Origin of the sequence: Paracoccus sp. (in: a-proteobacteria) (assembly GCF_047973135.1) — a bacterium.
Lineage (GTDB): Bacteria > Pseudomonadota > Alphaproteobacteria > Rhodobacterales > Rhodobacteraceae > Paracoccus.
Genome location: NZ_JBKEBL010000028.1, coordinates 46,866 through 65,780, shown reverse-complemented (window position 1 = coordinate 65,780; position 18,915 = coordinate 46,866). Strand labels below are relative to the sequence as shown.

The 18,915-nt window shown below is 64.5% G+C and carries 18 protein-coding genes and 1 tRNA gene; 15 read left to right on the top strand and 4 right to left on the bottom strand.

Features of this window, described 5'->3' with window-relative positions; genetic code table 11:
* Positions 1–260: 260 nt before the first annotated feature.
* On the bottom strand, positions 261–1,403 hold the full coding sequence (locus ACK5L9_RS02515; RefSeq protein ID WP_416909869.1) for an alkane 1-monooxygenase: 1,143 nt from the start codon (positions 1,401–1,403) through the stop codon (positions 261–263).
* A 9-nt stretch (positions 1,404–1,412) separates the two neighbouring features.
* Positions 1,413–2,435 carry an A/G-specific adenine glycosylase gene (locus ACK5L9_RS02510; protein WP_416909868.1) on the bottom strand — a complete coding sequence of 341 codons (1,023 nt, stop codon included), beginning with the start codon at positions 2,433–2,435 and terminating at the stop codon, positions 1,413–1,415.
* Positions 2,436–2,520: 85 nt separating this feature from the next.
* On the opposite strand from ACK5L9_RS02510, the gene ACK5L9_RS02505 reads away from it, so the two are divergent.
* The 3 genes from ACK5L9_RS02505 to mscL all read left to right on the top strand — a co-directional run bounded on the left by ACK5L9_RS02505 (position 2,521) and on the right by mscL (position 4,348).
* Positions 2,521–3,054: a DUF721 domain-containing protein gene (locus ACK5L9_RS02505; protein ID WP_416909908.1), complete on the top strand. Its 534-nt coding sequence runs from the start codon at positions 2,521–2,523 to the stop codon at positions 3,052–3,054.
* Between the two features lie 4 nt (positions 3,055–3,058).
* Positions 3,059–3,685, top strand: coding sequence for a DsbA family protein (locus ACK5L9_RS02500; RefSeq protein WP_416909867.1), 627 nt, complete (start codon positions 3,059–3,061; stop codon positions 3,683–3,685).
* A gap of 222 nt (positions 3,686–3,907) precedes the next feature.
* Complete coding sequence (gene mscL / locus ACK5L9_RS02495) at positions 3,908–4,348, top strand: large conductance mechanosensitive channel protein MscL (protein WP_416909866.1); 441 nt, start codon at positions 3,908–3,910, stop codon at positions 4,346–4,348.
* A gap of 85 nt (positions 4,349–4,433) precedes the next feature.
* On the opposite strand, the gene ACK5L9_RS02490 is transcribed toward mscL, so the two are convergent.
* Entirely contained in the window at positions 4,434–5,309 is an 876-nt protein-coding gene (locus ACK5L9_RS02490) for a hypothetical protein (protein ID WP_416909865.1), read from the bottom strand.
* Between the two features lie 102 nt (positions 5,310–5,411).
* Here ACK5L9_RS02490 and ACK5L9_RS02485 point away from each other — a divergent pair, with 102 nt between their 5' ends.
* The 5 genes from ACK5L9_RS02485 (at position 5,412) to ACK5L9_RS02465 (ending at position 10,026) form a co-directional block, all read left to right on the top strand.
* Positions 5,412–7,133: an ABC transporter permease gene (locus ACK5L9_RS02485; RefSeq protein WP_416909864.1), complete on the top strand. Its 1,722-nt coding sequence runs from the start codon at positions 5,412–5,414 to the stop codon at positions 7,131–7,133.
* A gap of 21 nt (positions 7,134–7,154) precedes the next feature.
* Positions 7,155–7,230: transfer RNA gene (locus ACK5L9_RS02480), tRNA-Thr, on the top strand.
* Positions 7,231–7,537: 307 nt separating this feature from the next.
* Entirely contained in the window at positions 7,538–8,467 is a 930-nt protein-coding gene (locus ACK5L9_RS02475) for a fumarylacetoacetate hydrolase family protein (protein WP_416909863.1), read from the top strand.
* A gap of 4 nt (positions 8,468–8,471) precedes the next feature.
* Positions 8,472–9,410: a carbon-nitrogen hydrolase family protein gene (locus tag ACK5L9_RS02470; RefSeq protein ID WP_416909862.1), complete on the top strand. Its 939-nt coding sequence runs from the start codon at positions 8,472–8,474 to the stop codon at positions 9,408–9,410.
* A complete protein-coding gene (locus ACK5L9_RS02465) occupies positions 9,400–10,026 on the top strand; it encodes a flavin reductase family protein (protein ID WP_416909861.1) in 627 nt (208 codons plus the stop codon). Before ACK5L9_RS02470 ends, ACK5L9_RS02465 begins: the two co-directional genes overlap by 11 nt.
* A 27-nt stretch (positions 10,027–10,053) precedes the next feature.
* Here ACK5L9_RS02465 and ACK5L9_RS02460 read toward each other — a convergent pair whose 3' ends face one another.
* Complete coding sequence (locus tag ACK5L9_RS02460; RefSeq protein WP_416909860.1) at positions 10,054–10,515, bottom strand: Lrp/AsnC family transcriptional regulator; 462 nt, start codon at positions 10,513–10,515, stop codon at positions 10,054–10,056.
* 133 nt (positions 10,516–10,648) lie between these two features.
* Between ACK5L9_RS02460 and ACK5L9_RS02455 the strand changes: the two genes are divergently transcribed.
* The 7 genes from ACK5L9_RS02455 to lpdA are packed head-to-tail and all read left to right on the top strand — an operon-like array spanning position 10,649 to position 18,598.
* Positions 10,649–11,827: a thiolase family protein gene (locus ACK5L9_RS02455; RefSeq protein ID WP_416909859.1), complete on the top strand. Its 1,179-nt coding sequence runs from the start codon at positions 10,649–10,651 to the stop codon at positions 11,825–11,827.
* Position 11,828: 1 nt separating this feature from the next.
* Positions 11,829–12,980: an acyl-CoA dehydrogenase family protein gene (locus ACK5L9_RS02450; protein ID WP_416909858.1), complete on the top strand. Its 1,152-nt coding sequence runs from the start codon at positions 11,829–11,831 to the stop codon at positions 12,978–12,980.
* Positions 12,977–13,726, top strand: a complete 750-nt coding sequence (locus tag ACK5L9_RS02445) for an SDR family NAD(P)-dependent oxidoreductase (RefSeq protein WP_416909857.1) — start codon at positions 12,977–12,979, stop codon at positions 13,724–13,726. Before ACK5L9_RS02450 ends, ACK5L9_RS02445 begins: the two co-directional genes overlap by 4 nt.
* Positions 13,723–14,955, top strand: a complete 1,233-nt coding sequence (locus ACK5L9_RS02440) for a thiamine pyrophosphate-dependent dehydrogenase E1 component subunit alpha (protein WP_416909856.1) — start codon at positions 13,723–13,725, stop codon at positions 14,953–14,955. Before ACK5L9_RS02445 ends, ACK5L9_RS02440 begins: the two co-directional genes overlap by 4 nt.
* A gap of 1 nt (position 14,956) precedes the next feature.
* Positions 14,957–15,970: an alpha-ketoacid dehydrogenase subunit beta gene (locus tag ACK5L9_RS02435; RefSeq protein WP_416909855.1), complete on the top strand. Its 1,014-nt coding sequence runs from the start codon at positions 14,957–14,959 to the stop codon at positions 15,968–15,970.
* Between the two features lies 1 nt (position 15,971).
* The gene (locus tag ACK5L9_RS02430; RefSeq protein ID WP_416909854.1) at positions 15,972–17,225 is read left to right on the top strand and encodes a dihydrolipoamide acetyltransferase family protein; all 1,254 of its coding nucleotides are present in this window, start codon (positions 15,972–15,974) and stop codon (positions 17,223–17,225) included.
* The gene (lpdA, locus tag ACK5L9_RS02425) at positions 17,225–18,598 is read left to right on the top strand and encodes a dihydrolipoyl dehydrogenase (protein ID WP_416909853.1); all 1,374 of its coding nucleotides are present in this window, start codon (positions 17,225–17,227) and stop codon (positions 18,596–18,598) included. Before ACK5L9_RS02430 ends, lpdA begins: the two co-directional genes overlap by 1 nt.
* Positions 18,599–18,915 lie beyond the last annotated feature (317 nt).

Here is an 18,915-nt window from a genome sequence, read left to right as displayed (position 1 = left end):
TGGCTCGCGCAGGTTTGGTGATCAGAATCTGCTTCCGCCAGCTATGCCAACGGCCTTGAAGGCTGACCTGAGGCAATACAGTCTGACGACTTTCTTTTGATTATGTTTTCAGGCCGTAACCATTCGATTTTACGCTGATGCTGCGCCAATTTGATGATCAAATTGGCTTCCGTCATCTATACCAACTGTGGCATCAATGTCCTGACGATCCTGATGACAAGCGTAACACAGGAGGGTCAGTGGATGATTGCGGGCGCGGCCTATGGGGCGTTGCGGGGCATGGGCAGGGCACCGGGCAGGTTATAGGGTTTCCAATCCTCGATATCGGGATAAAATTGCCGCCGCCACGCCCTGACCTTTGGGTTCATGCGCCGACGCCACAGAGGCGGGATGCCTGCCACGAAGGTCATCGCCGGATAGCCAAAGGGCAGTTGCGGGGCCTGATCCCCGGCATAGGTCTGCAACAGCGGAAAGCGCCGGTCGGGTTTGTAATGGTGATCCGAATGCCGTTGCAGATTGATCAGCAGCCAGTTCGAGGCCGCGTGGCTGGCGTTCCAGCTATGATGGGGCAGGACATGTTCGTACCGCCCCTCGCCCAGATGCCGCCGGGTCAGGCCGTAATGTTCGACATAATTCGTCAGTTCGACCTGCCAGACGGCAATGAAGGCCTGAAAGACGAACAGCATCAGCCCCGCCATCCCGCCAAGTGCAAGGGCCAGCGCCAGCATCAGAGATTGCAGCAGGCCATAGCGCCAGAACGGGTTGCGAATGTCCCACGGCTTGCGCCCGGTCCGGGACAGTCGCCATGCCTCGGCCCGCCACGCGCTGCGCGGGCAGTCGCGCAGTACCCGGAAAAGAAAGCGATAGAAGCCTTCGTTATAGCGCGCGGTCACGGCATCGCGCGGCGTTGCGACCCAGGAATGATGGACCAGCAGATGCTCGGACCGGAAATGCGAATACAGTACCGTGGCCAGCAGCAGATCGCCAAGCCAGCGTTCAATGGCGGGTTTCTGGTGCATCAGCTCGTGCGAATAGACGATGCCGATGGTGCCCGACATGACGCCGATGCCAAAGAACAGCCCGATCTTTTCAAGGCCGGACAGATGCGCGCCGTGGGTTGTGTACCAGATACAGCCAAAGATCGTTACGAATTGCAGCGGGAACCAGATGATCGTGACGGCGCGATGCCAGAACAATTGGCTGGTCGCGGTATCGGTATCCGGGTTGTCGCGGTTCAGCCCGATCACGGCGTCCAGCCCGGTGGTCAGATACCACGCATAGGTCGGCAGCATGACCCACCACCAGCCGCCCCGCGCGGCGGCCAGCGCCACCAGTGGGACCATGACGACCGACATCCAGAAGGGTGCGGCGGCGGGCAGGTTGCGGGGGGCGGCGTGACTCATGGCGCAAGTCTACGCCCGAAGCTCGTCTTTCGCCACATCCCAGATCTTGCGCATCAGTCCGGGCAGGGCGTTTCGGTCGATGCGGGCAATCGGCACAAGCTGGCCGCGCCCCGGATTGCCGGTCAGATCGCCTGCCAATACCCGCATCGACAGGCTGAAATGGGTAAAAACATGGCGAACCTCGCCGATGTCGCGCCAGTTCGCGGGGCCGGGTGGGTCCATTTGCCGTCCGTCCCAGCCAGTCGAGGGGAAGGCCAGCGTGCCGCCCAGCAGGCCCTTGGCGGGGCGTTCCTCCAACACCAGCGCATCGCCATGCCGCGCGACCCAGGCGATGCCGGTACGGGCGGGTTTTTGTGCCTTTTCGGCTTTGCGGGGCAGGTCGGGCGCGATGCCCTGCGTGCGGGCGTCGCAATCAGTGGTCAGGGGGCAGATGCCGCAGGCCGGATTGCGCGGTGTGCAGATCGTCGCGCCCAGATCCATCATGGCCTGCGCGTAATCTCCGGGCCGGTGCTGCGGGGTCAGGGTGGTGGCCAGTGCGATCAGCTCTGGTTTGGCGGCGGGCAGGGGGGTCAGCACTCCGAACAGCCGCGCCACCACCCGCTCGACATTGCCATCGACCACGGTTTCAGGCGAGTCATGGGCGATGGCGGCAATGGCGGCGGCCGTGTAGGGGCCGATGCCGGGCAGGGCCAGCAACCCGTCGCGCGTTGCCGGAAAGCCGTCGCGGGCAACGATTCGCGCACAGGCCAGCAGGTTGCGCGCCCTTGCGTAATATCCAAGCCCCGCCCATTCGGCCATGACGCGGGCATCCTCGGCGGCGGCAAGATGGGCGACGGTGGGCCACAGCGTCGTGAAGCGCTGGAAATAGTCCTTGACTGCGGCGACTGTGGTCTGTTGCAGCATCACCTCGGACAGCCAGACGCGATAGGGATCGGCCCGGCCCTGACCGGGAAGAACGCGCCAGGGCAGCACCCGTGCATGGCGGTCGTACCAGTCCAGCAGTCGCGCCGCGATCACCTTGTTGTCACGCATTTTTCAGCACCACGACCACCCCTTGCGCTTTCCCATTCCGTATCCGCTGATTAAGGATAGGGCAGTGATAACCTATCCGGCAGCCATGGCCCAGAGACCCCACCCCCCTTCGACACCCGCCCGCCGCCGACGCGGCTTTGAGGCAGCGTCATCGCTGTTGTCACAGCGCGTGCAGAAGGCAGCCGAGGGGAGGGGCTTCGCGGTCAGCCGGTTGCTGACTCACTGGCCTGAAATCGCGGGCGAAAAACTGGCGGCGATCACGCGGCCCGTGCGGATCAGTCATGGTCGCGGCAGCTTTGGCGCGACGCTGACACTGTTGACCAGCGGCGCGACCGCCCCCATGGTCGAGATGCAGTTGCCGCAACTGCGCGAACGGGTGAATGCCTGTTACGGCTATAATGCCGTGCAGAAAATCGTGCTGACCCAGACCGCCGCCAGCGGCTTTGCCGAAGGACAGGCGCAATTTGTGGCCGCGCCGCCGCCCAGGCCCCCCGTGCCCGACCCCAAGGCCGAGGCCCGTGCGCGCGAGGTGGCCACGCAGTTCGATGACCCGGTGCTTGCCGAGGCGATGGCCCGGTTGGCGCTGAACATCAGTTACCACAAGAAACCGAAAGGATAACCCCATGCTGATCCGCTCTGCCGCAACCGCTCTGGCGCTGGCGCTGGCTTCGCCCGCCCTTGCGCAGACTGCCCCCGCCGAAACGGCAACCGAGGTGCAGATCCAGCCCGATGTCACGATGGGGGCCGAGGACGCGCCGCTGACCATCATCGAATATGCCAGCTTTACCTGCGGGCATTGCGCCGCGTTTCACGACGAGAACCTGCCCAAGCTGAAGGCCGAATATATCGACACCGGCAAGGTCAGGTTCATCCAGCGCGATGTCTATTTCGACCCGGTCGGATTGTGGGCGGGCATCCTTGCGCGCTGCGGCGGCGATGACAAATACTATGCCGTGTCCGACATGCTGTTTGATGAACAGCGGAGCTGGCTGGGCGGCGGTTCGGGCGACGAGATTGCCGCGAATCTGCGCAAGATCGGGCTGAAGGCCGGGATGACCGATGAACAGATGACGGCCTGCTGGGACGACAAGGCCAAGGCCGAAAGCCTGATCGCCACCTATCAGAAAAACGCCACGGCGGACAAGATCGAGGCGACACCGTCCTTCGTCATCGGCGGCGAACTGGTCAGCAACGAGTCATGGGATGCCATGAAGAAGATCATCGACGACAAGCTGGCCAAGGCGCAGTAAGCAGCGGGACTATCCGCGCCGGGTGCGTAGCCCGCACCCGGCAACCTGCGCAGCCCGGCACGGATCGCCCTGGGTCTCTGCCGGTAGGCGGAATGCCGCCGACACAGCGGGCTGCGGCCTTCTGTCCGATATAGGCAGTTTCTTCATGTTGGCTTGACGCGTCGTGCACACTACGATTTCGATGTCGGCAGTCAGTCGCGCCAAACAGGGGATCGCAAACCTATGCTGAAGGAATTCAGAGAGTTTATTGCCCGCGGGAATGTCATGGACATGGCCGTAGGTATCATTATCGGTGCTGCCTTTACGGCGATCGTCAATTCGTTGGTGGGTGATCTGATCAACCCGATTATCGGCGCGATTACCGGCGGAATCGACTTTTCCAGCCAGTATTTCGTGATGAAGGGCAATGTTCCCGATGGTGCCAGCCTCAAGGCGGCCCGCGACGCGGGGGCGGCCATTTTTGCCTATGGTTCTTTCCTGACGGCGGTCATCAACTTCCTGATCATCGCCTGGGTGGTGTTCCTGCTGGTCAAGGGCGTGAACCGCGTCAAGGATGCCGCGATGCGCGATGAGGCCCCCGCCGAAGAGGCCCCGGCCGGCCCCTCGCAAGAGGAACTGCTGGCCCAGATCCGCGATTTGCTGGCGGATCGCCGCGCCGGCTGAGCGCAGGCCCTCGACCGGTTGAACGGCGCGCCCTCTGCGGCGCGCCTTTTTCGTGCTCCGGTCGGGAAAGGCGTCAGGAAAGCTTTCAGGGCAGGATGAATTCGACGCCGGGCAGAACTGCAATCTCGGCCACGTCCTGATGATAATTCGCAGTGACCTGATCGACCAGTTCCTGCGACCAGTCGGGCAAATCCACCTCTTGATCGAATGCGCCATCCGGCGCCTCGCGCAGCAGGATTGCCGACTGCAACTCGCGGCGTTGGGTGACGGTCATCTGATCGCGCGAACCAAGCGCCTCGCGCAGCTTTTCCATGCCCGTCTCGTCCAGCACCTCTTGCACATAGGTCAGCGCACCCGACAGCGGCACATGAGAGGGAATATTGCCGATCAGGCGCACCACTTCGGGCCAGATCAGCAGTACATCCTCGTGGCACCAGGCAACCACGCGCCGCCCCTGCGCCGCCTGCACAAGCTGCTGGATCGGGTCACGCCAACGCAGATCCAGCGGCAGCTTGCCCTGCATCAGCGTGGTGTAATCCCCGCCCGAGAATTGCTGCAACACATCGGTCAGCAGTGTTGCCGGATTGCGCAGGGCCACAAAAAACTCTGCCTCGGCATTGGGAAACAGATTGGACAGCGCCGCAATCCGTCGGCCCATCTGGGCATAGAACCCTTCGCGCGTGACGGCGCGTCCGGGTGCACCCATGAAGGTCTGGGTAGAAAAGACCACGCGCCGCGGCGATTCGCTTTCCAGGATCGCGTCCAGCATGATCTGTTCCATCTCATGCGTGGCGCTGCCGCCGTTGAGGCCCATCAGCGCCTCTTCGAACAGACCGCGATGCCGGTTCGGCAGCACGACCTCGGTGCCGTGATTCAACAGCCAGCCACGGTTGTTCAGCAATGTTTTCAACAGCCGGTCGCCATCCGTCGCATGCACGCCGATATGAAACACCATCTGCATCGAGTTCGCCCCTCAATTGTATTTTATTTATACTCTGCACCGATCAAGTCAGGATAGCGGGCATTCGTGGACAGTGAAACCGCTTTACGCTATCGCGAGGGAATGAGCACACCGTCAGCCCCGTCACCGCGCCGCCGCCGTCATGATCACGCCCTGCGCCACAATGGCGGGCCGGGATGGTCGGTGGCCGCGTTGCTGATCGCCGCTCTGGTGATGATGCCGGTGGCGGCGGTGGTCTGGATGGCGCTGAACCCGTCGGACAATATCTGGCCGCATCTGTTGTCTACCGTCCTGCCGCGCTATTTCCTGAACACGGTCATCCTTGCGCTGGGGACGGGGCTGCTGTCGGCGGGAATGGGGGCGGGTGCGGCATGGCTGGTCAGCATGTATGATTTTCCGGGCCGGCGGGGGCTGGAATGGCTGCTGCTGCTGCCGCTGGCGGTGCCGGCCTATATCGGTGCCTATGCGCTGGCCGATTTTCTGGATTACAGCGGCCCGGTGCAGACTGCCCTGCGCGAGGTTTTCGGCTGGACCAGCGCCCGCGATTACTGGTTCCCGCGCATCCGCTCGATCGAGGCGGCGATCCTTGTGCTGTCGGCGGCGCTGTATCCCTATGTCTATCTGCTGACCCGCACCGCCCTGAACGAACAGTCCGGCAGCGCCTACGAGGTCGCCCGCGCCCTTGGCACCGGTCCCTGGGGGCTGTTCCGGCGCGTGGGCCTGCCGCTGGCGCGGCCTGCCATCGTCGCGGGCGCGGCCATCGCCATGATGGAATCTGTCGCGGATTACGGGGTGGTCAGCTATTTCGGGGTGCAGACGCTGAATACCGGCATTTTCACGACATGGCTGGAACGCCGCAATGCCGGAGGTGCGGCGCAGATCGCCTGTGTCATCCTGCTGATCGTTGTCATTCTGGTGCTGTGGGAACGGTTCGGGCGCCGCAATGCCCGCTATCACCAGAATGCCCGTCAGCCGCGCCCGATCATGCGGCAGCGCCTGTACGGGCTGGCCGCGGCCGGGGCGGTGCTGGCCTGTGTCCTGCCCTTTGCGCTGGGGTTCGTGCTGCCGGTGGGCGTGATTCTGACCTTTGCGCTGGCCTATCCGCAAGGCTGGGTGACGCCTGGACTGGGTCAGGCGGCATGGCACACGGTCAGCCTTGGCGCGGTCGCGTCTCTGCTGACGGTGGGGCTGGCTCTGATCCTGGTCTATGGCGTGCGGCTGTCGGGGCGGGCCATGCCGCGCCTGCTGATGCCTGTCACTGCGGTCGGCTATGCCGCGCCGGGGGCGGTGCTGGCGGTGGGCATCCTGATCCCGCTTGCGGCGCTGGATCACCGCGTTGCGGACGCATGGCTGGCCCTGACCGGAACCGATCCGGGGCTGATCCTGACCGGCAGCGGTGCAGCCATCGTCTTTGCCTATCTGGTGCGATTTTTCGCCATCGGGCAGGGTGCTATCGACGGAGCCTTTACCCGCGTCTCACCTTCGCTGCCCATGGCCGCCCGCTCGTTGGGGCGGGACACAAGGGGGGTGCTGCGCGATGTTTTCGTGCCACTGATGCGCGGCTCGATCGGCTCGGCGCTGCTGCTGGTTTTTGTCGATTGCTGCAAGGAACTGCCCGCCACGCTGCTGTTGCGCCCCTTCAACTATGAAACCCTCGCCACCCGCGCGCATGAGAAAGCCAGCCTCGAAGACCTTGGCAACGCCGCCCCCGCCGCGCTGCTGGTGGTTCTGGTGGGCTTTCTTGCGGTCGGCCTGCTGGCCCGCGCGAACCTTGGCTTGCGCAAACCGTCACCGCGCGTTATCGCAGGACAGACGGCGGCCTGATCCGCCATACACCAGAAAGATGCCGGTATAGCTCAGCTGGTAGAGCACGTGATTTGTAATCTCGGGGTCGGGGGTTCAATTCCCTCTGCCGGCACCATTTCACAAACTGCGGTTTGTGGCAGCCCGTTTCGCCGTCATGGGGGTATGCACTTTTCCAACCTGTCAAGAAGTCGGGCGACAAAGGGTGCCGGTGACGCGCTGCGCCCGGATTTTGCCGTTCGGCAGGCATCTCGGCAAGATGCTCTCTGGTTTCACATGTCGCGGAAAAATCGGCAAGACAGCAATCGTGTGCGGTGATAGGAAGGGACAGAGGGGGATCGATCATATTGTGGACGATATGACCTTGGAATCACATCATATGCGGTTCGGGCAGCCCTCTCTCCTTTTCCAGAAGCGAGGTTAACATGAAACTTGTGACATACAGGGCGGGAATCGAAGCTGGGGCAAGGCTGGGCGTGATCCTGGACGATCTGGTCGTGGATGTGGCCGAGCTTGGCGCGGCCTGCGGGCAGATTTTTCCCGACAACATGCTGGGGCTGATCGATCAGGGCCGCGTTGGATTGCAGGCGGTTCGCTCGGCGCTGGATGCAGTCGGGGGGGAATGGCCCATCGGCACGGCGGTGGCGCTGAAGAATGTCACGCTGCTGGCCCCCATCCCCTGCCCGCGCAAGAACATCTTTGGAATCGGGCTGAATTATATCGATCATGTCGCGGAAAGCGCGGCGGCGCTGGACACCTCGCCCGATCTGCCCCGCCAGCCGGTGATCTTTTCCAAGCCGCCCACCACGGTCGTGGGACCGGACCAGCCGATCCGCCATAACAAGGCGATCACGCAGCAGCTTGACTGGGAGGTCGAGCTGGCGGCGATCATCGGCACCCGCGCCACCGCCGTCAGCCGGGCCGATGCGCTGCACCATGTCTTTGGCTATTCGGTGATGATCGACGTGTCGGCGCGCGACAACCGGCGCGCGGGGCAGTGGATCTTTTCCAAGGGCATGGACAGCTATGCCCCCTTTGGTCCCTGCATCGTGACCGCAGATGACATTCCCGATCCGCAGGTTCTGGATCTGTGGCTGACGGTGAACGGCGTCGAAAAGCAGCGGTCGAACACGGCGAAGATGCTGTTCAAGGTCGATGAACTGATCGCCGACATCTCGGCCGGGATCACACTGGAGCCCGGCGACATCATCGCCACCGGAACGCCCGAAGGCGTGGGCGCGGGGCGGAATCCGCAGGAATGGCTGTGGCCGGGCGATACGGTCGTTGCCTGTGTCGAGGGTATCGGCACGCTGCGCCACCCGGTCATCGACGCCACCCCGGACGGGAAGGGGTAAGCCCATGGTCAAGGTCGCTGTCGCCCAACTGGGCTCGATTCCCGCCGACCCGCGCGCCTCGGCGGAAAAGGCCGCGCGGGCTGTTCACGAGGCCGCCTCCGAAGGCGCGCGGCTGGTTGTGTTCCCCGAGGCATTCATCGGCGGCTATCCCAAGGGGGCCAGCTTTGGCGCGCCCATCGGCATGCGCAAACCCGAGGGCCGCGAGGCATTCCGCCGCTATTTCGACGCCTCGGTGACGCTGGACAGCCCCGCGCTTGAGCCTTTGCTGACGGCCTGCGCAGAAACCGGGGCCTTTGTCGTCATGGGCTGCATCGAACGCGACGGGGCCACGCTGTATTGCACGGCGCTCTTCATCGACGGCGCGAAGGGCATCGCCGGCAAGCATCGCAAGCTGATGCCCACTGCGGCTGAACGGCTGATCTGGGGCTTTGGTGACGGCTCGACGATGCAGGCGGTCACGACTGATTTCGGTGTGATCGGCGCGGTGATCTGCTGGGAAAACTATATGCCGGCGCTGCGTATGCATATGTACGATCAGGGCGTCACGATCTATTGCGCGCCCACGGCGGACGACCGTGACACATGGCTGCCCAGCATGCGCCACATCGCGCTTGAGGGGCGTTGCTTCGTGCTGACCGCCTGCCAGTACATCACCCGCAAGGCGTTCGGCCCGGATCACGAAAGCGCCCTTGGCGACGCGCCCGATACGGTCATGATGCGCGGCGGCTCGGCCATTGTCTCGCCTCTTGGGCAGGTCATTGCCGGACCGCATTTCGAAAGCGAAACGATCCTTTACGCCACCCTGGACATGGCCGAAATCCCGCGCGCCAAGTTCGATTTCGACGTGACTGGCCATTATGCCCGCCCGGATGTGTTTTCTCTGCGGGTTAACACATCGCGCCAGCGGGCTGTCATGGCCTCGGGGGATGACGATGCGGTTTGACCTGACGCCCGAGGATCCGCAGCGCAGCTACAAGCTGCTGACCGCGACGGTGACACCCCGCCCGATCGCCTGGATCAGCAGTCAGTCGCCCGACGGCGTGGTCAATGCCGCGCCCTACAGCTTTTTCAACGCCATGGGCCACACCCCCCCAACCGTCGCCATCGGTCTGATCGCCCATCCCGAAAAGGGCCTGAAGGACAGCGTGCGCAATATTCTGGAGACCGGCGAATTTGTGGTCAATCTGGTCAGCGCCGATCTGGCGCAGGCGATGAACCAGACCTGCACCGATGCACCCTATGGCGTCAGCGAGATCGCGCTGGCCGGCCTGACGACGCTGCCATCCGCCCATATCGCCCCGCCTCGCATTGCAGGTGCACCCGTCGCGCTGGAATGCCGCCGCCATACGGTGGTCGAAACGGGCCCCGGCCAGAACATTGTCATCGGCGAGGTTCTGGCCATTCACGTCGCCGACGATTGCGTTCTTGACGCGGATCGCGCCTATATCGACACGCCCGGCCTGAACCTGATCGCGCGGCTGCACGGTTCGGGCTGGTATGCAAAAAACCCGGAAACCTTTCAGATGGCCCGCCCGGTCTATCGCGCAGAACAGGATTAAGGCATCGGCGGCCCGGCCTCTGCCCCGTCATATCGGCAGCACGGTGCTGTCCTTGACGACATCGAGAATAACCGAGCTTTGCATCTCGCGTACGCCGGGCAGGCCGACCAGCTTGCTTTGCATCAGGCGCTGGTAATGGTCGATGTCGCGGACGACGATGCGAAGGTAGAAATCGAAATCCCCCAATATCAGCAGCGCGATCTGGATTTCCGGGATCGCTCGCACGGCTTTCTGGAACGCCTCAAGGGTCTTTTGCTCGTGGGCGTGCAGCTTGATGCGGACGATCACCATGGTCTGAAAGCCCAGCTTGCGCGGATCCATGATGGTGCGCTTGCCCAGAATCACCCCGCTATTCTGTAATTGCGCAATCCTGCGAGAGCAGGGCGATTGCGACAGGCCCACCTGATCGGCGATTTCCGCCACTGCCAATCCGCCATCGTGTTGCATGACGCGCAGGATCGCCAGATCCATATTGTCCAGTTCGCGCATGAAATTCCTCAAAATATCCAAAATATTGGCTGATCTATGCCAAATTAATCGCATTCGGGAAATCGAAAGGCAAGAAAATGCACAAGAACAGGTTCATACTTGTCCCATCGTCATATCCGAGTCGGGGCCTGCCATGACACGAATCGCCATCCTTGCAGCACGCAGAACGCCAATGGCCGCCTTTCAGGGGGCATTTGCGACCCTGACGGCACCGGAACTGGCCGCCTTTGCAATTCAGGCCGCCGTGGCGGATGCGGGGGTCGCGCCGGGCGACATAGACGAGGCGGCGGTGGGGCTGGTGCTGCCCGCAGGCGTCGGGCAGGCTCCGGCGCGGCAGGCGGTGCTTGGGGCCGGGCTGCCGCAATCGGTGCCTGCCACCACCATCAGCAAGGTTTGCGGATCGGGCATGAAGGCGATCATCGACTGCGCCGCGCGGATCCGGGCGGGCGAGGGGCGGATCATGGTTGCGGGCGGCATGGAAAGCATGTCGAACGCGCCGCATCTGATCCCCAATTCGCGAACCGGTCAGAGGCTTGGCCATGGCCGGACGCTGGATCACATGTTTTTCGACGGGCTTGAGGACGCCTATGACAAGGGCGCGCTGATGGGCAAATTCGCCGAAGCCTGCGCCGATGAATACAGCTTTACCCGCGAGGCGCAGGACGGGTTTGCCATCCGCTCCTTGCAGCGGGCGCTGGCGGCGCAGGCGGCTGGTGCCTATGCCGCCGAGATCGTGCCCGTCACCGTGCGCACGCGCAAGGGCGAAACGCTGGTCGATCAGGACGAACAGCCCGGTGCCGCCCGACCCGAGCGGATTCCCCATCTGAAACCTGCCTTCCGTACGGACGGAACCGTGACGGCGGCCAGTTCGTCGTCGATATCGGACGGGGCGGCGGCGCTGGTTTTGGCCTCGGATGATGCGGTTGCCGGGGCGGGCCTGACCCCGCGCGCCTGGATCGCAGGCGCTGTCGGCCACGCGCAGGCCCCCGCGCTGTTCACCACCGCGCCGGTTGCGGCCACGCGCAAGCTGCTGGAAAGGCTGAACTGGGCGGTCCCGGATGTCGATCTGTGGGAGGTGAACGAGGCTTTCGCCGTGGTGGCGATGGCCTTCATCCGCGATCTGGGCCTGCCCGATGACCGCGTGAACGTGAATGGCGGGGCTTGCGCGCTTGGCCATCCCATTGGCGCATCGGGCGCGCGCATTGTCGTGACGCTGCTGCACGCGCTTGAGGCACGGGGGCTGAAACGCGGCATCGCCTCGATCTGCATCGGCGGGGGCGAGGCCCTGTCGATCGCCATCGAGAGGGCGTGACATGCCGGCGGTGTTCAGCGACGAACAGCGCCTGATCCGGCAGACTGCCCGCGATTTCAGCCGCGACCGGTTGGCCCCCGGCGCGGCGGCGCGCGAGGCGGCGGGCCGGATCGAGCCCGAGGTGATCGCCCGGATGGCCGACCTTGGTTTTCTGGGCATGACCGTGCCCGAAGATCAGGGCGGAATCGGTGCCGACTATGTATCTTACGCGCTTGCGCTGATGGAAATCGCAGCGGGGGATGGCGCGGTTTCGACCATGATGTCGGTCCATAACGCGCCGTTCTGTTCCATCCTCAGCCGCTTTGCCGCGCCCGCGCAGCAGGATCGCTGGCTGCGCCCGGCGGCGCGGGGTGCGTTCATCGGCGCATTCGCCCTGACCGAGCCGCATACCGGCAGCGACGCCGCGGCGATCCGCTGTTCGGCGGAACGGACTGCATCGGGCTATGTCCTGAACGGGTCGAAACAGTTCATCACCTCGGCCCGGATCGCCGGGGGTGTGATCGCCTTTGCCGTGACTGACCGTGCAGCGGGCAAGCGGGGGATCAGCGCCTTTTATATCGAGGCCGGAACCGCCGGGCTTGGCATTGGCGAACCCGAGCGGAAACTGGGTCAGAAGGCGTCGGATACCTGCGCGCTGACATTCGACGGGCTGGAAATCGGCCCCGAAAACCTGATCGGCTCCGAGGGCGAGGGGCTGAGGATCGCGCTGTCCTCGCTGGAAACCGGGCGGATCGGCATTGCCTCGCAATCGGTGGGCATGGCGCAGGCGGCGCTGGAGGTGGCGGCCGCCTATGCGCAGGAACGTCACGCCTTTGGCAAGCCCATCGTGCAGCATCAGGCCGTCGCCTTCCGGCTGGCCGATATGGACATGCAGGTCGAGGCTGCGCGCCAGCTTGTTCTGAACGCGGCCCGGCTGAAGGATGCGGGGCAGCCCTGCCTGCGCGAGGCCTCGATCGCCAAGCTGTTCGCCAGCCAGATGGCCGAGCGCGTCGTGTCGGACGCGATCCAGACGCTTGGCGGGTATGGCTGTCTGGCCGATTTTCCGCTGGAACGCATCTATCGCGACGTACGGGTCTGCCAGATCTATGAGGGCACGTCGGACGTGCAGCGCATCAACATCTCGCGCGAATTGCTGAAAGGGACGGGCCGATGACACCGGGGCCACAGATTGCCGCAATCGTGACGGGCGCGGCTTCGGGGCTTGGCCTTGCGGTTGCCGGGGCGCTATCGGCCCGTGGCGTCCGCGTCGGCATCCTTGACATGGCCGAGGCCGGGGCGCGCGATGCTGCCGCGCGTCTGGGCGGGGCCTTTGCACGCTGCGACGTCTCGGACGCGGCTTCGGTCGCTGCGGCGCTGGCGGCATTGCGCGCGGCCCATGGTCAGGAACGGGCCGGGATCGCGCCCGCCCATCGTTCCGTGACGCGCGAAGGCGCGCATGATCCGGCCCTGTTTGCCAGGGTTGTCGCCATCAACCTGACGGGCACCTTCAACGTCGCCACGCAATCGGCCGCAGGTATGGTTGCGCTGGACGCGGATGCCGGGGGCGAGCGCGGGGTGATCGTCAACACCGCCTCGATCGCGGCATGGGACGGGCAGATCGGTCAACTGGCCTATGCGGCATCGAAATGCGGGGTCGTGGGGATGACCCTGCCGATGGCGCGCGACCTTGCCCGCCACGGCATCCGCGTCATGGCCATTGCGCCGGGGATCTTTGGCACCGCGATGGTCAGCGCCTTTCCGCAAGAGGTGCAGGACGGTCTTGCCCGCCACGCGCCATTCCCCGCACGGCTTGGCCATCCCGAGGAATTTGCCGCGCTTGTCCTGCATATCGTCGAAAACCGGATGCTGAATGGCGAGGCGATCCGCCTTGACGCCGCAACAAGGATGCCAGCGAAATGAGCGACCCGCATCTGATCCACCCGCACCCGCCCGCGCGTCCCGATCAGGCGCCCGATTTCTCGGAGATCGAGATCCCGCCCGCCGGCAGCCTGCCGGTTCCTCCGCTGGACAGTGCCGCCGATGATTGCCTGCCTTTCGCGGTCGGCATGATACGGGTTCTGGACGACGACCATCGGGCCGTGGGGCCATGGGCGGATTATCTGGGTACGATTTCCGCCGATGCGCTGCGTCAGGGCCTGCGCGACATGCTGATGATGCGCGCCATTGACCGCCGGATGCTGAATGCGCAGCGGCAGGGCAAGACTTCGTTCTATCTGCAATGTACCGGCGAAGAGGCGATCGGTTGCGCCTTTCAGCGGCAGTTGGAACAGGGCGACATGAATTTCCCGACCTATCGCCAGCAGACCCTGCTGGTCGCGGCGGGTTATCCGCTGGAATCGCTGATGGGTCAGCTTTATTCGAACGATCTGGACCCCCTGCTGGGCCGTCAGCTTCCGATCATGCATTCGGCACGGGATTACGGGTATTTCTCGGTCTCGGGCAATCTGGGGACGCAATATGTTCAGGCCGTGGGATGGGCCATGGCCTGCGCCATCCGGGGAAACGGCAAGATCGCGGCGGGCTGGATCGGCGACGGGGCCACAGCCTCGAACGATTTTCACAGCGCGCTTTTGTCGGCCTCGGTCTATCAGCCGCCGGTGGTGTTGAACGTGGTGAATAACCAATGGGCGATCTCGACCTATACGGGCGTTGCCGCAGGGAAAAGCCGGACCTACGCGGCGCGCGCCCTTGGCTATGGGGTGCCGGCGCTGCGCGTGGATGGCAATGATTATCTGGCGGTCATGGCGGTGTCGCGATGGGCTGTTGAACGCGCGCGGTCCGGCCTTGGGCCGGTGGTGATCGAATGGTTCACCTATCGCGCCGCCGCGCATTCGACCTCTGACGACCCGTCGGCCTATCGCGCCAGGGGCGAGGCGGCGGCATGGCCGCTTGGCGATCCCGTTGACCGGCTCAAGGCGCATATGATCGCGCGCGGCGAATGGAGCGAGGAACGCCATCTCCAGACCGCGGCGGAACTGCTGGCCGAAGTGTCCGAGGTTCAGAAAACCGTCGAATCCCACGGTACCTTTATCAGGCCCAAGCCCGTCTCGCCGGCAGAAATCTTTCGCGGTGTCTATGCCGAGATGCCTGAACATCTGCGCCGTCAGCGGCAGGACATGGGGTACTGAGATGGCCAGCATGACCATGATCGAGGCGCTGCGCAGCGCCATGGATGTCTCGCTGGCCACGGACCCCTTGGTCATCGTGTTCGGCGAGGATGTCGGCTATTTTGGCGGGGTGTTCCGCTGCACATCGGGGTTGCAGGCGAAATATGGCGAGGAACGCGTCTTTGACACGCCCATCAACGAAAGCGCCATTGTCGGGCTGGCGGTGGGCATGGCCGCGCAGGGGATGAAGCCCTGCGTCGAAATCCAGTTCGCCGATTACGTCTTTCCGGCCTATGACCAGATCACGCAAGAGGCGGCACGGCTGCGATTCCGGTCAAACCAGCAGTTTTCCTGTCCGCTGGTGGTCAGGATGCCGACCGGAGGCGGGATTTTCGGCGGCCAGACCCACAGCCAAAGCCCCGAGGCGCTGTTTACCCATGTCGCCGGGCTGAAGGTTGCCATCCCCTCGACCCCCTATGACGCCAAGGGCCTGCTGATCGCCGCCATCGAAGACCCCGATCCGGTGATCTTTCTTGAACCCAAGCGCATCTATAACGGGCCGTTCTATGGCGATCATTCGGGCAAGTCGGTGCCATGGTCCGCCCATCCCGCCAGCGAGGTGCCCGAGGGTCGCTATGTCGTGCCTCTGGGGCAGGCCATGATCACCCGGCCGGGCAGTGATGTGACCGTGCTGACTTATGGCACGATGGTCTATGTCGCCGGGGCCGCCGTGAAACAGGCCGGGATCGACGCCGAGATCATCGACCTGCGCACCTTGCTGCCGCTGGATCTGGATACGATCCGCGCTTCGGTCGAAAAGACCGGCCGCTGCGTCGTGGTGCACGAGGCGACGCGGACCAGCGGCTTCGGCGCGGAACTGATTGCCGAGGTGCAAGAGGCCTGTTTCTGGCATCTGCGCGCGCCCATCCTGCGGGTTGCGGGTTGGGACACACCCTATCCCCATGCGCAGGAATGGGATTATTTCCCCGGCACCGACCGCATTGCCCGCGCATTGACAATGGTCATGGAGGATTGAGATGGCGATTTCCAGCATTCGCATCCCCGATGTCGGCGAAGGCGTGGCACAGGTGGAACTGGTCGAATGGCATGTGAAACCCGGCGATGTCGTGCGCGAGGATGATGTTCTGGCCGCCGTCATGACCGACAAGGCGACCGTGGAAATCCCCAGCCTCTATACCGGAACCATCCTGTCCCTCGGGGCGGCAATCGGAGATACGGTCGCGGTCGGAGCAGATCTGGTCACGATCGAACATGACGGCGAAGGCAGCGAGGCCGCCCGCCCCGCCGAACCCGCCGAAGCCGGGGAAACCCGTGCAAGGCCAGACACCCCGCCGCCGCCCATGCCCAAGCCGCCGAAACCGCAGCCCCCCGCGCAGCAGGCCCCCCGCGCACCGCGTCCCGAAGGTCAGGCACCGCTGGCCTCGCCCGTGGTCCGTGCCCGCGCCCGCGAGGCCGGGATTGACCTGCGGCAGGTGGCGGGCTCGGGCCCGGCGGGGCGGATCACGACAGCCGATCTGGACGCGGTCTTTGCCGCCGGTCCCGCCCCCGTGCCGGGCGGGGCGCGGCGCGAGGGGCGGCAGGACATCCGTGTCATCGGCCTGCGCCGCAAGATCGCCGACCGCATGTCGCTGGCCAATGCGCGCATCCCGCATATCACGGTGATCGAGGAAATTGACGTCACAGCCATCGAGGATCTGCGGGCGGCGTTGAACGCGGACCGGGGCGAGCAGCCAAAGCTGACCATGCTGCCCTTCATCGTCGCGGCCCTGTGCCGCGCGGTGCTGAAACACCCCGAGATGAACGCGCATTTCGATGACGAGGCGGGTATCGTCACGCGCCACGATCCGGTTCATGCAGGCATCGCCACGATGACCGAAAACGGGCTGATCGTGCCGGTCCTGCGCCACGCCGAGGCGCTTGGCCCCTTTGCCATGGCCGCCGAAATCCTGCGCCTGTCCGAGGCCGCGCGCAGCGGCAAGGCATTGCGCGACGAACTGACGGGATCGACCATCACTGTCACCTCGCTTGGGCCTCTGGGCGCGCTGGCGACGACGCCGATCATCAACCACCCCGAGGTGGCCATTCTGGGCGTCAACCGGATGGCGATCCGCCCGGTCTGGGACGGCGGGCAATTCGTGCCGCGCAAGATGATGAACATCTCGGCCAGCTTCGATCACCGGGTGATCGACGGCTGGGATGCCGCCAGCTTTGTCGCGCGGATGAAAAAGCTGCTGGAGACTCCGGCGCTGATTTTCATGGAGGCCGGGTGATGCGGCATGAAGCCTGCAAGCTGCTTGTCATCGGGGCCGGGCCGGGCGGTTATGTCTGCGCGATCCGGGCCGGACAGGCGGGACTGGACACCATCGTGGTCGATGAAGGCCGCCCCGGCGGAACCTGCCTGAATGTCGGCTGCATCCCCTCGAAGGCGCTGATCCATGCCGCCGACGAATTTCACATCGCGGCGGGCCTTTCGCGCCCGAATGCGCTTGGCATCACCACCGCACCGCCAGCCATCGATCTGGGCCAAACCGTCGCGTGGAAAGACGGAATCGTCGCGCGGCTGACCGGAGGTGTCGGCGCCCTGCTGAAAAAGGCGGCAGTGCGGGTGATCGCGGGCCGGGCGGTGATCGTCGATGGCAAGACGGTCGAGGTCGCGGGCCCGGATGGCCCCCTTCGCATCGCGGCCGAACGTATCGTCATCGCCACGGGCTCGCGCCCGCAGGAACTGCCCGCGCTGCCCTTTGGCGGCGACATCCTGTCCTCGACCGAGGCACTGTCTCTGGATCGAGTGCCGGACCGCCTTGCCGTGGTGGGCGGCGGCTATATCGGGCTAGAGATCGGTACCGCCATGGCCAAGCTGGGGGCGCAGGTCACAGTGGTCGAGGCCGCCGCGCGCATCCTGCCGCAATATGACGCCGAACTGACGCAGCCGGTCTTGCGGCGGCTGGCGACGCTTGGCGTTACTGTCCTGACCAGAGCGCGGGCTGCGAGCTTTTCCAGGGGTTCCCTGGCCGTGACCATGGGGGACGAGCCGCGCGACATTCCGGCGGACAAGGTTCTTGTCGCCGTGGGCCGCGCGCCGGTTACGGACGGGTTCGGCCTGAAGGAACTGGGGCTGACCATGAACGGGCGGTATCTGGCCATTGATGACCGCTGCCAGACTTCGATGCGCGGTGTTTACGCCATTGGCGACGTGACGGGCGACCCGATGCTGGCCCATCGCGCCATGGCGCAGGGCGCGCTTGTCGCGGGGATCCTGTCGGGCTCTGCCGCCCGATGGGACAAGCGCGCGATTCCGGCGGTCTGCTATACCGATCCGGAAATCGTGACCGTCGGCAAGTTGCCCGGCAACGCGCCGGACGAAGAAACCGCGCTGTTCCCCTTTGCCGGCAATGGCCGCGCGATGACCTTGGGCCGCGACGACGGCTTCGTAAGGATCGTGTTCCGCAAATCCTCGGGGCTTGTTACGGGTATTCAGGCAGTTGGCCCCGGTGTGTCGGAACTGGCGGGTGAATTCGCGCTGGCGCTTGAAATGGCGGCAACACTGACCGACATCGCCGAAACGATCCACGCTCATCCGACTCTGGGCGAAACGGTCCAGGAGGCCACGATGAAAGCCCGTGGACAGGCGCTGCATATCTGACGCAGATGGTTTTCCGTGACGATGCTTGAGCCATATAGCCTGACGACTTTATTCTGACTATGCCGTCAGGCTATAAGCTTTTGATTTCACGCTGATGCTGCGCGGACAAATGACTGTTCCCGAAGGTCTGGTCTTGCGGCGATGGCACGGTAGACCCGGCCCGCTATCAAGGCGGATTGCACCGCCGGGCGCCCTCCGTGCGGCACCATAACGGCGTTGACCCCGGCCCTCAGAGGCCGCCCCCCGCAATCGTCCGCTGGCCCGGTGCCGGGCACGGATGGCAGGGCGGCGGTGTCGGCGGGTACGGGTGATCCCGA

What these genes read in the sequence shown, in the direction of transcription:
- ACK5L9_RS02460 (WP_416909860.1), bottom strand. Translation starts at nt 10,515, where the DNA reads ATGCGCGAACTGGACAATATGGATCTGGCGATCCTGCGCGTCATGCAA.
- lpdA (WP_416909853.1), top strand. Translation starts at nt 17,225, where the DNA reads ATGCGGCATGAAGCCTGCAAGCTGCTTGTCATCGGGGCCGGGCCGGGC.
- ACK5L9_RS02450 (WP_416909858.1), top strand. Translation starts at nt 11,829, where the DNA reads ATGCCGGCGGTGTTCAGCGACGAACAGCGCCTGATCCGGCAGACTGCC.
- ACK5L9_RS02455 (WP_416909859.1), top strand. Translation starts at nt 10,649, where the DNA reads ATGACACGAATCGCCATCCTTGCAGCACGCAGAACGCCAATGGCCGCC.
- ACK5L9_RS02435 (WP_416909855.1), top strand. Translation starts at nt 14,957, where the DNA reads ATGGCCAGCATGACCATGATCGAGGCGCTGCGCAGCGCCATGGATGTC.
- ACK5L9_RS02515 (WP_416909869.1), bottom strand. Translation starts at nt 1,403, where the DNA reads ATGAGTCACGCCGCCCCCCGCAACCTGCCCGCCGCCGCACCCTTCTGG.
- mscL (WP_416909866.1), top strand. Translation starts at nt 3,908, where the DNA reads ATGCTGAAGGAATTCAGAGAGTTTATTGCCCGCGGGAATGTCATGGAC.
- ACK5L9_RS02485 (WP_416909864.1), top strand. Translation starts at nt 5,412, where the DNA reads ATGAGCACACCGTCAGCCCCGTCACCGCGCCGCCGCCGTCATGATCAC.
- ACK5L9_RS02500 (WP_416909867.1), top strand. Translation starts at nt 3,059, where the DNA reads ATGCTGATCCGCTCTGCCGCAACCGCTCTGGCGCTGGCGCTGGCTTCG.
- ACK5L9_RS02445 (WP_416909857.1), top strand. Translation starts at nt 12,977, where the DNA reads ATGACACCGGGGCCACAGATTGCCGCAATCGTGACGGGCGCGGCTTCG.
- ACK5L9_RS02465 (WP_416909861.1), top strand. Translation starts at nt 9,400, where the DNA reads ATGCGGTTTGACCTGACGCCCGAGGATCCGCAGCGCAGCTACAAGCTG.
- ACK5L9_RS02430 (WP_416909854.1), top strand. Translation starts at nt 15,972, where the DNA reads ATGGCGATTTCCAGCATTCGCATCCCCGATGTCGGCGAAGGCGTGGCA.
- ACK5L9_RS02470 (WP_416909862.1), top strand. Translation starts at nt 8,472, where the DNA reads ATGGTCAAGGTCGCTGTCGCCCAACTGGGCTCGATTCCCGCCGACCCG.
- ACK5L9_RS02505 (WP_416909908.1), top strand. Translation starts at nt 2,521, where the DNA reads ATGGCCCAGAGACCCCACCCCCCTTCGACACCCGCCCGCCGCCGACGC.
- ACK5L9_RS02490 (WP_416909865.1), bottom strand. Translation starts at nt 5,309, where the DNA reads ATGCAGATGGTGTTTCATATCGGCGTGCATGCGACGGATGGCGACCGG.
- ACK5L9_RS02475 (WP_416909863.1), top strand. Translation starts at nt 7,538, where the DNA reads ATGAAACTTGTGACATACAGGGCGGGAATCGAAGCTGGGGCAAGGCTG.
- ACK5L9_RS02440 (WP_416909856.1), top strand. Translation starts at nt 13,723, where the DNA reads ATGAGCGACCCGCATCTGATCCACCCGCACCCGCCCGCGCGTCCCGAT.
- ACK5L9_RS02510 (WP_416909868.1), bottom strand. Translation starts at nt 2,435, where the DNA reads ATGCGTGACAACAAGGTGATCGCGGCGCGACTGCTGGACTGGTACGAC.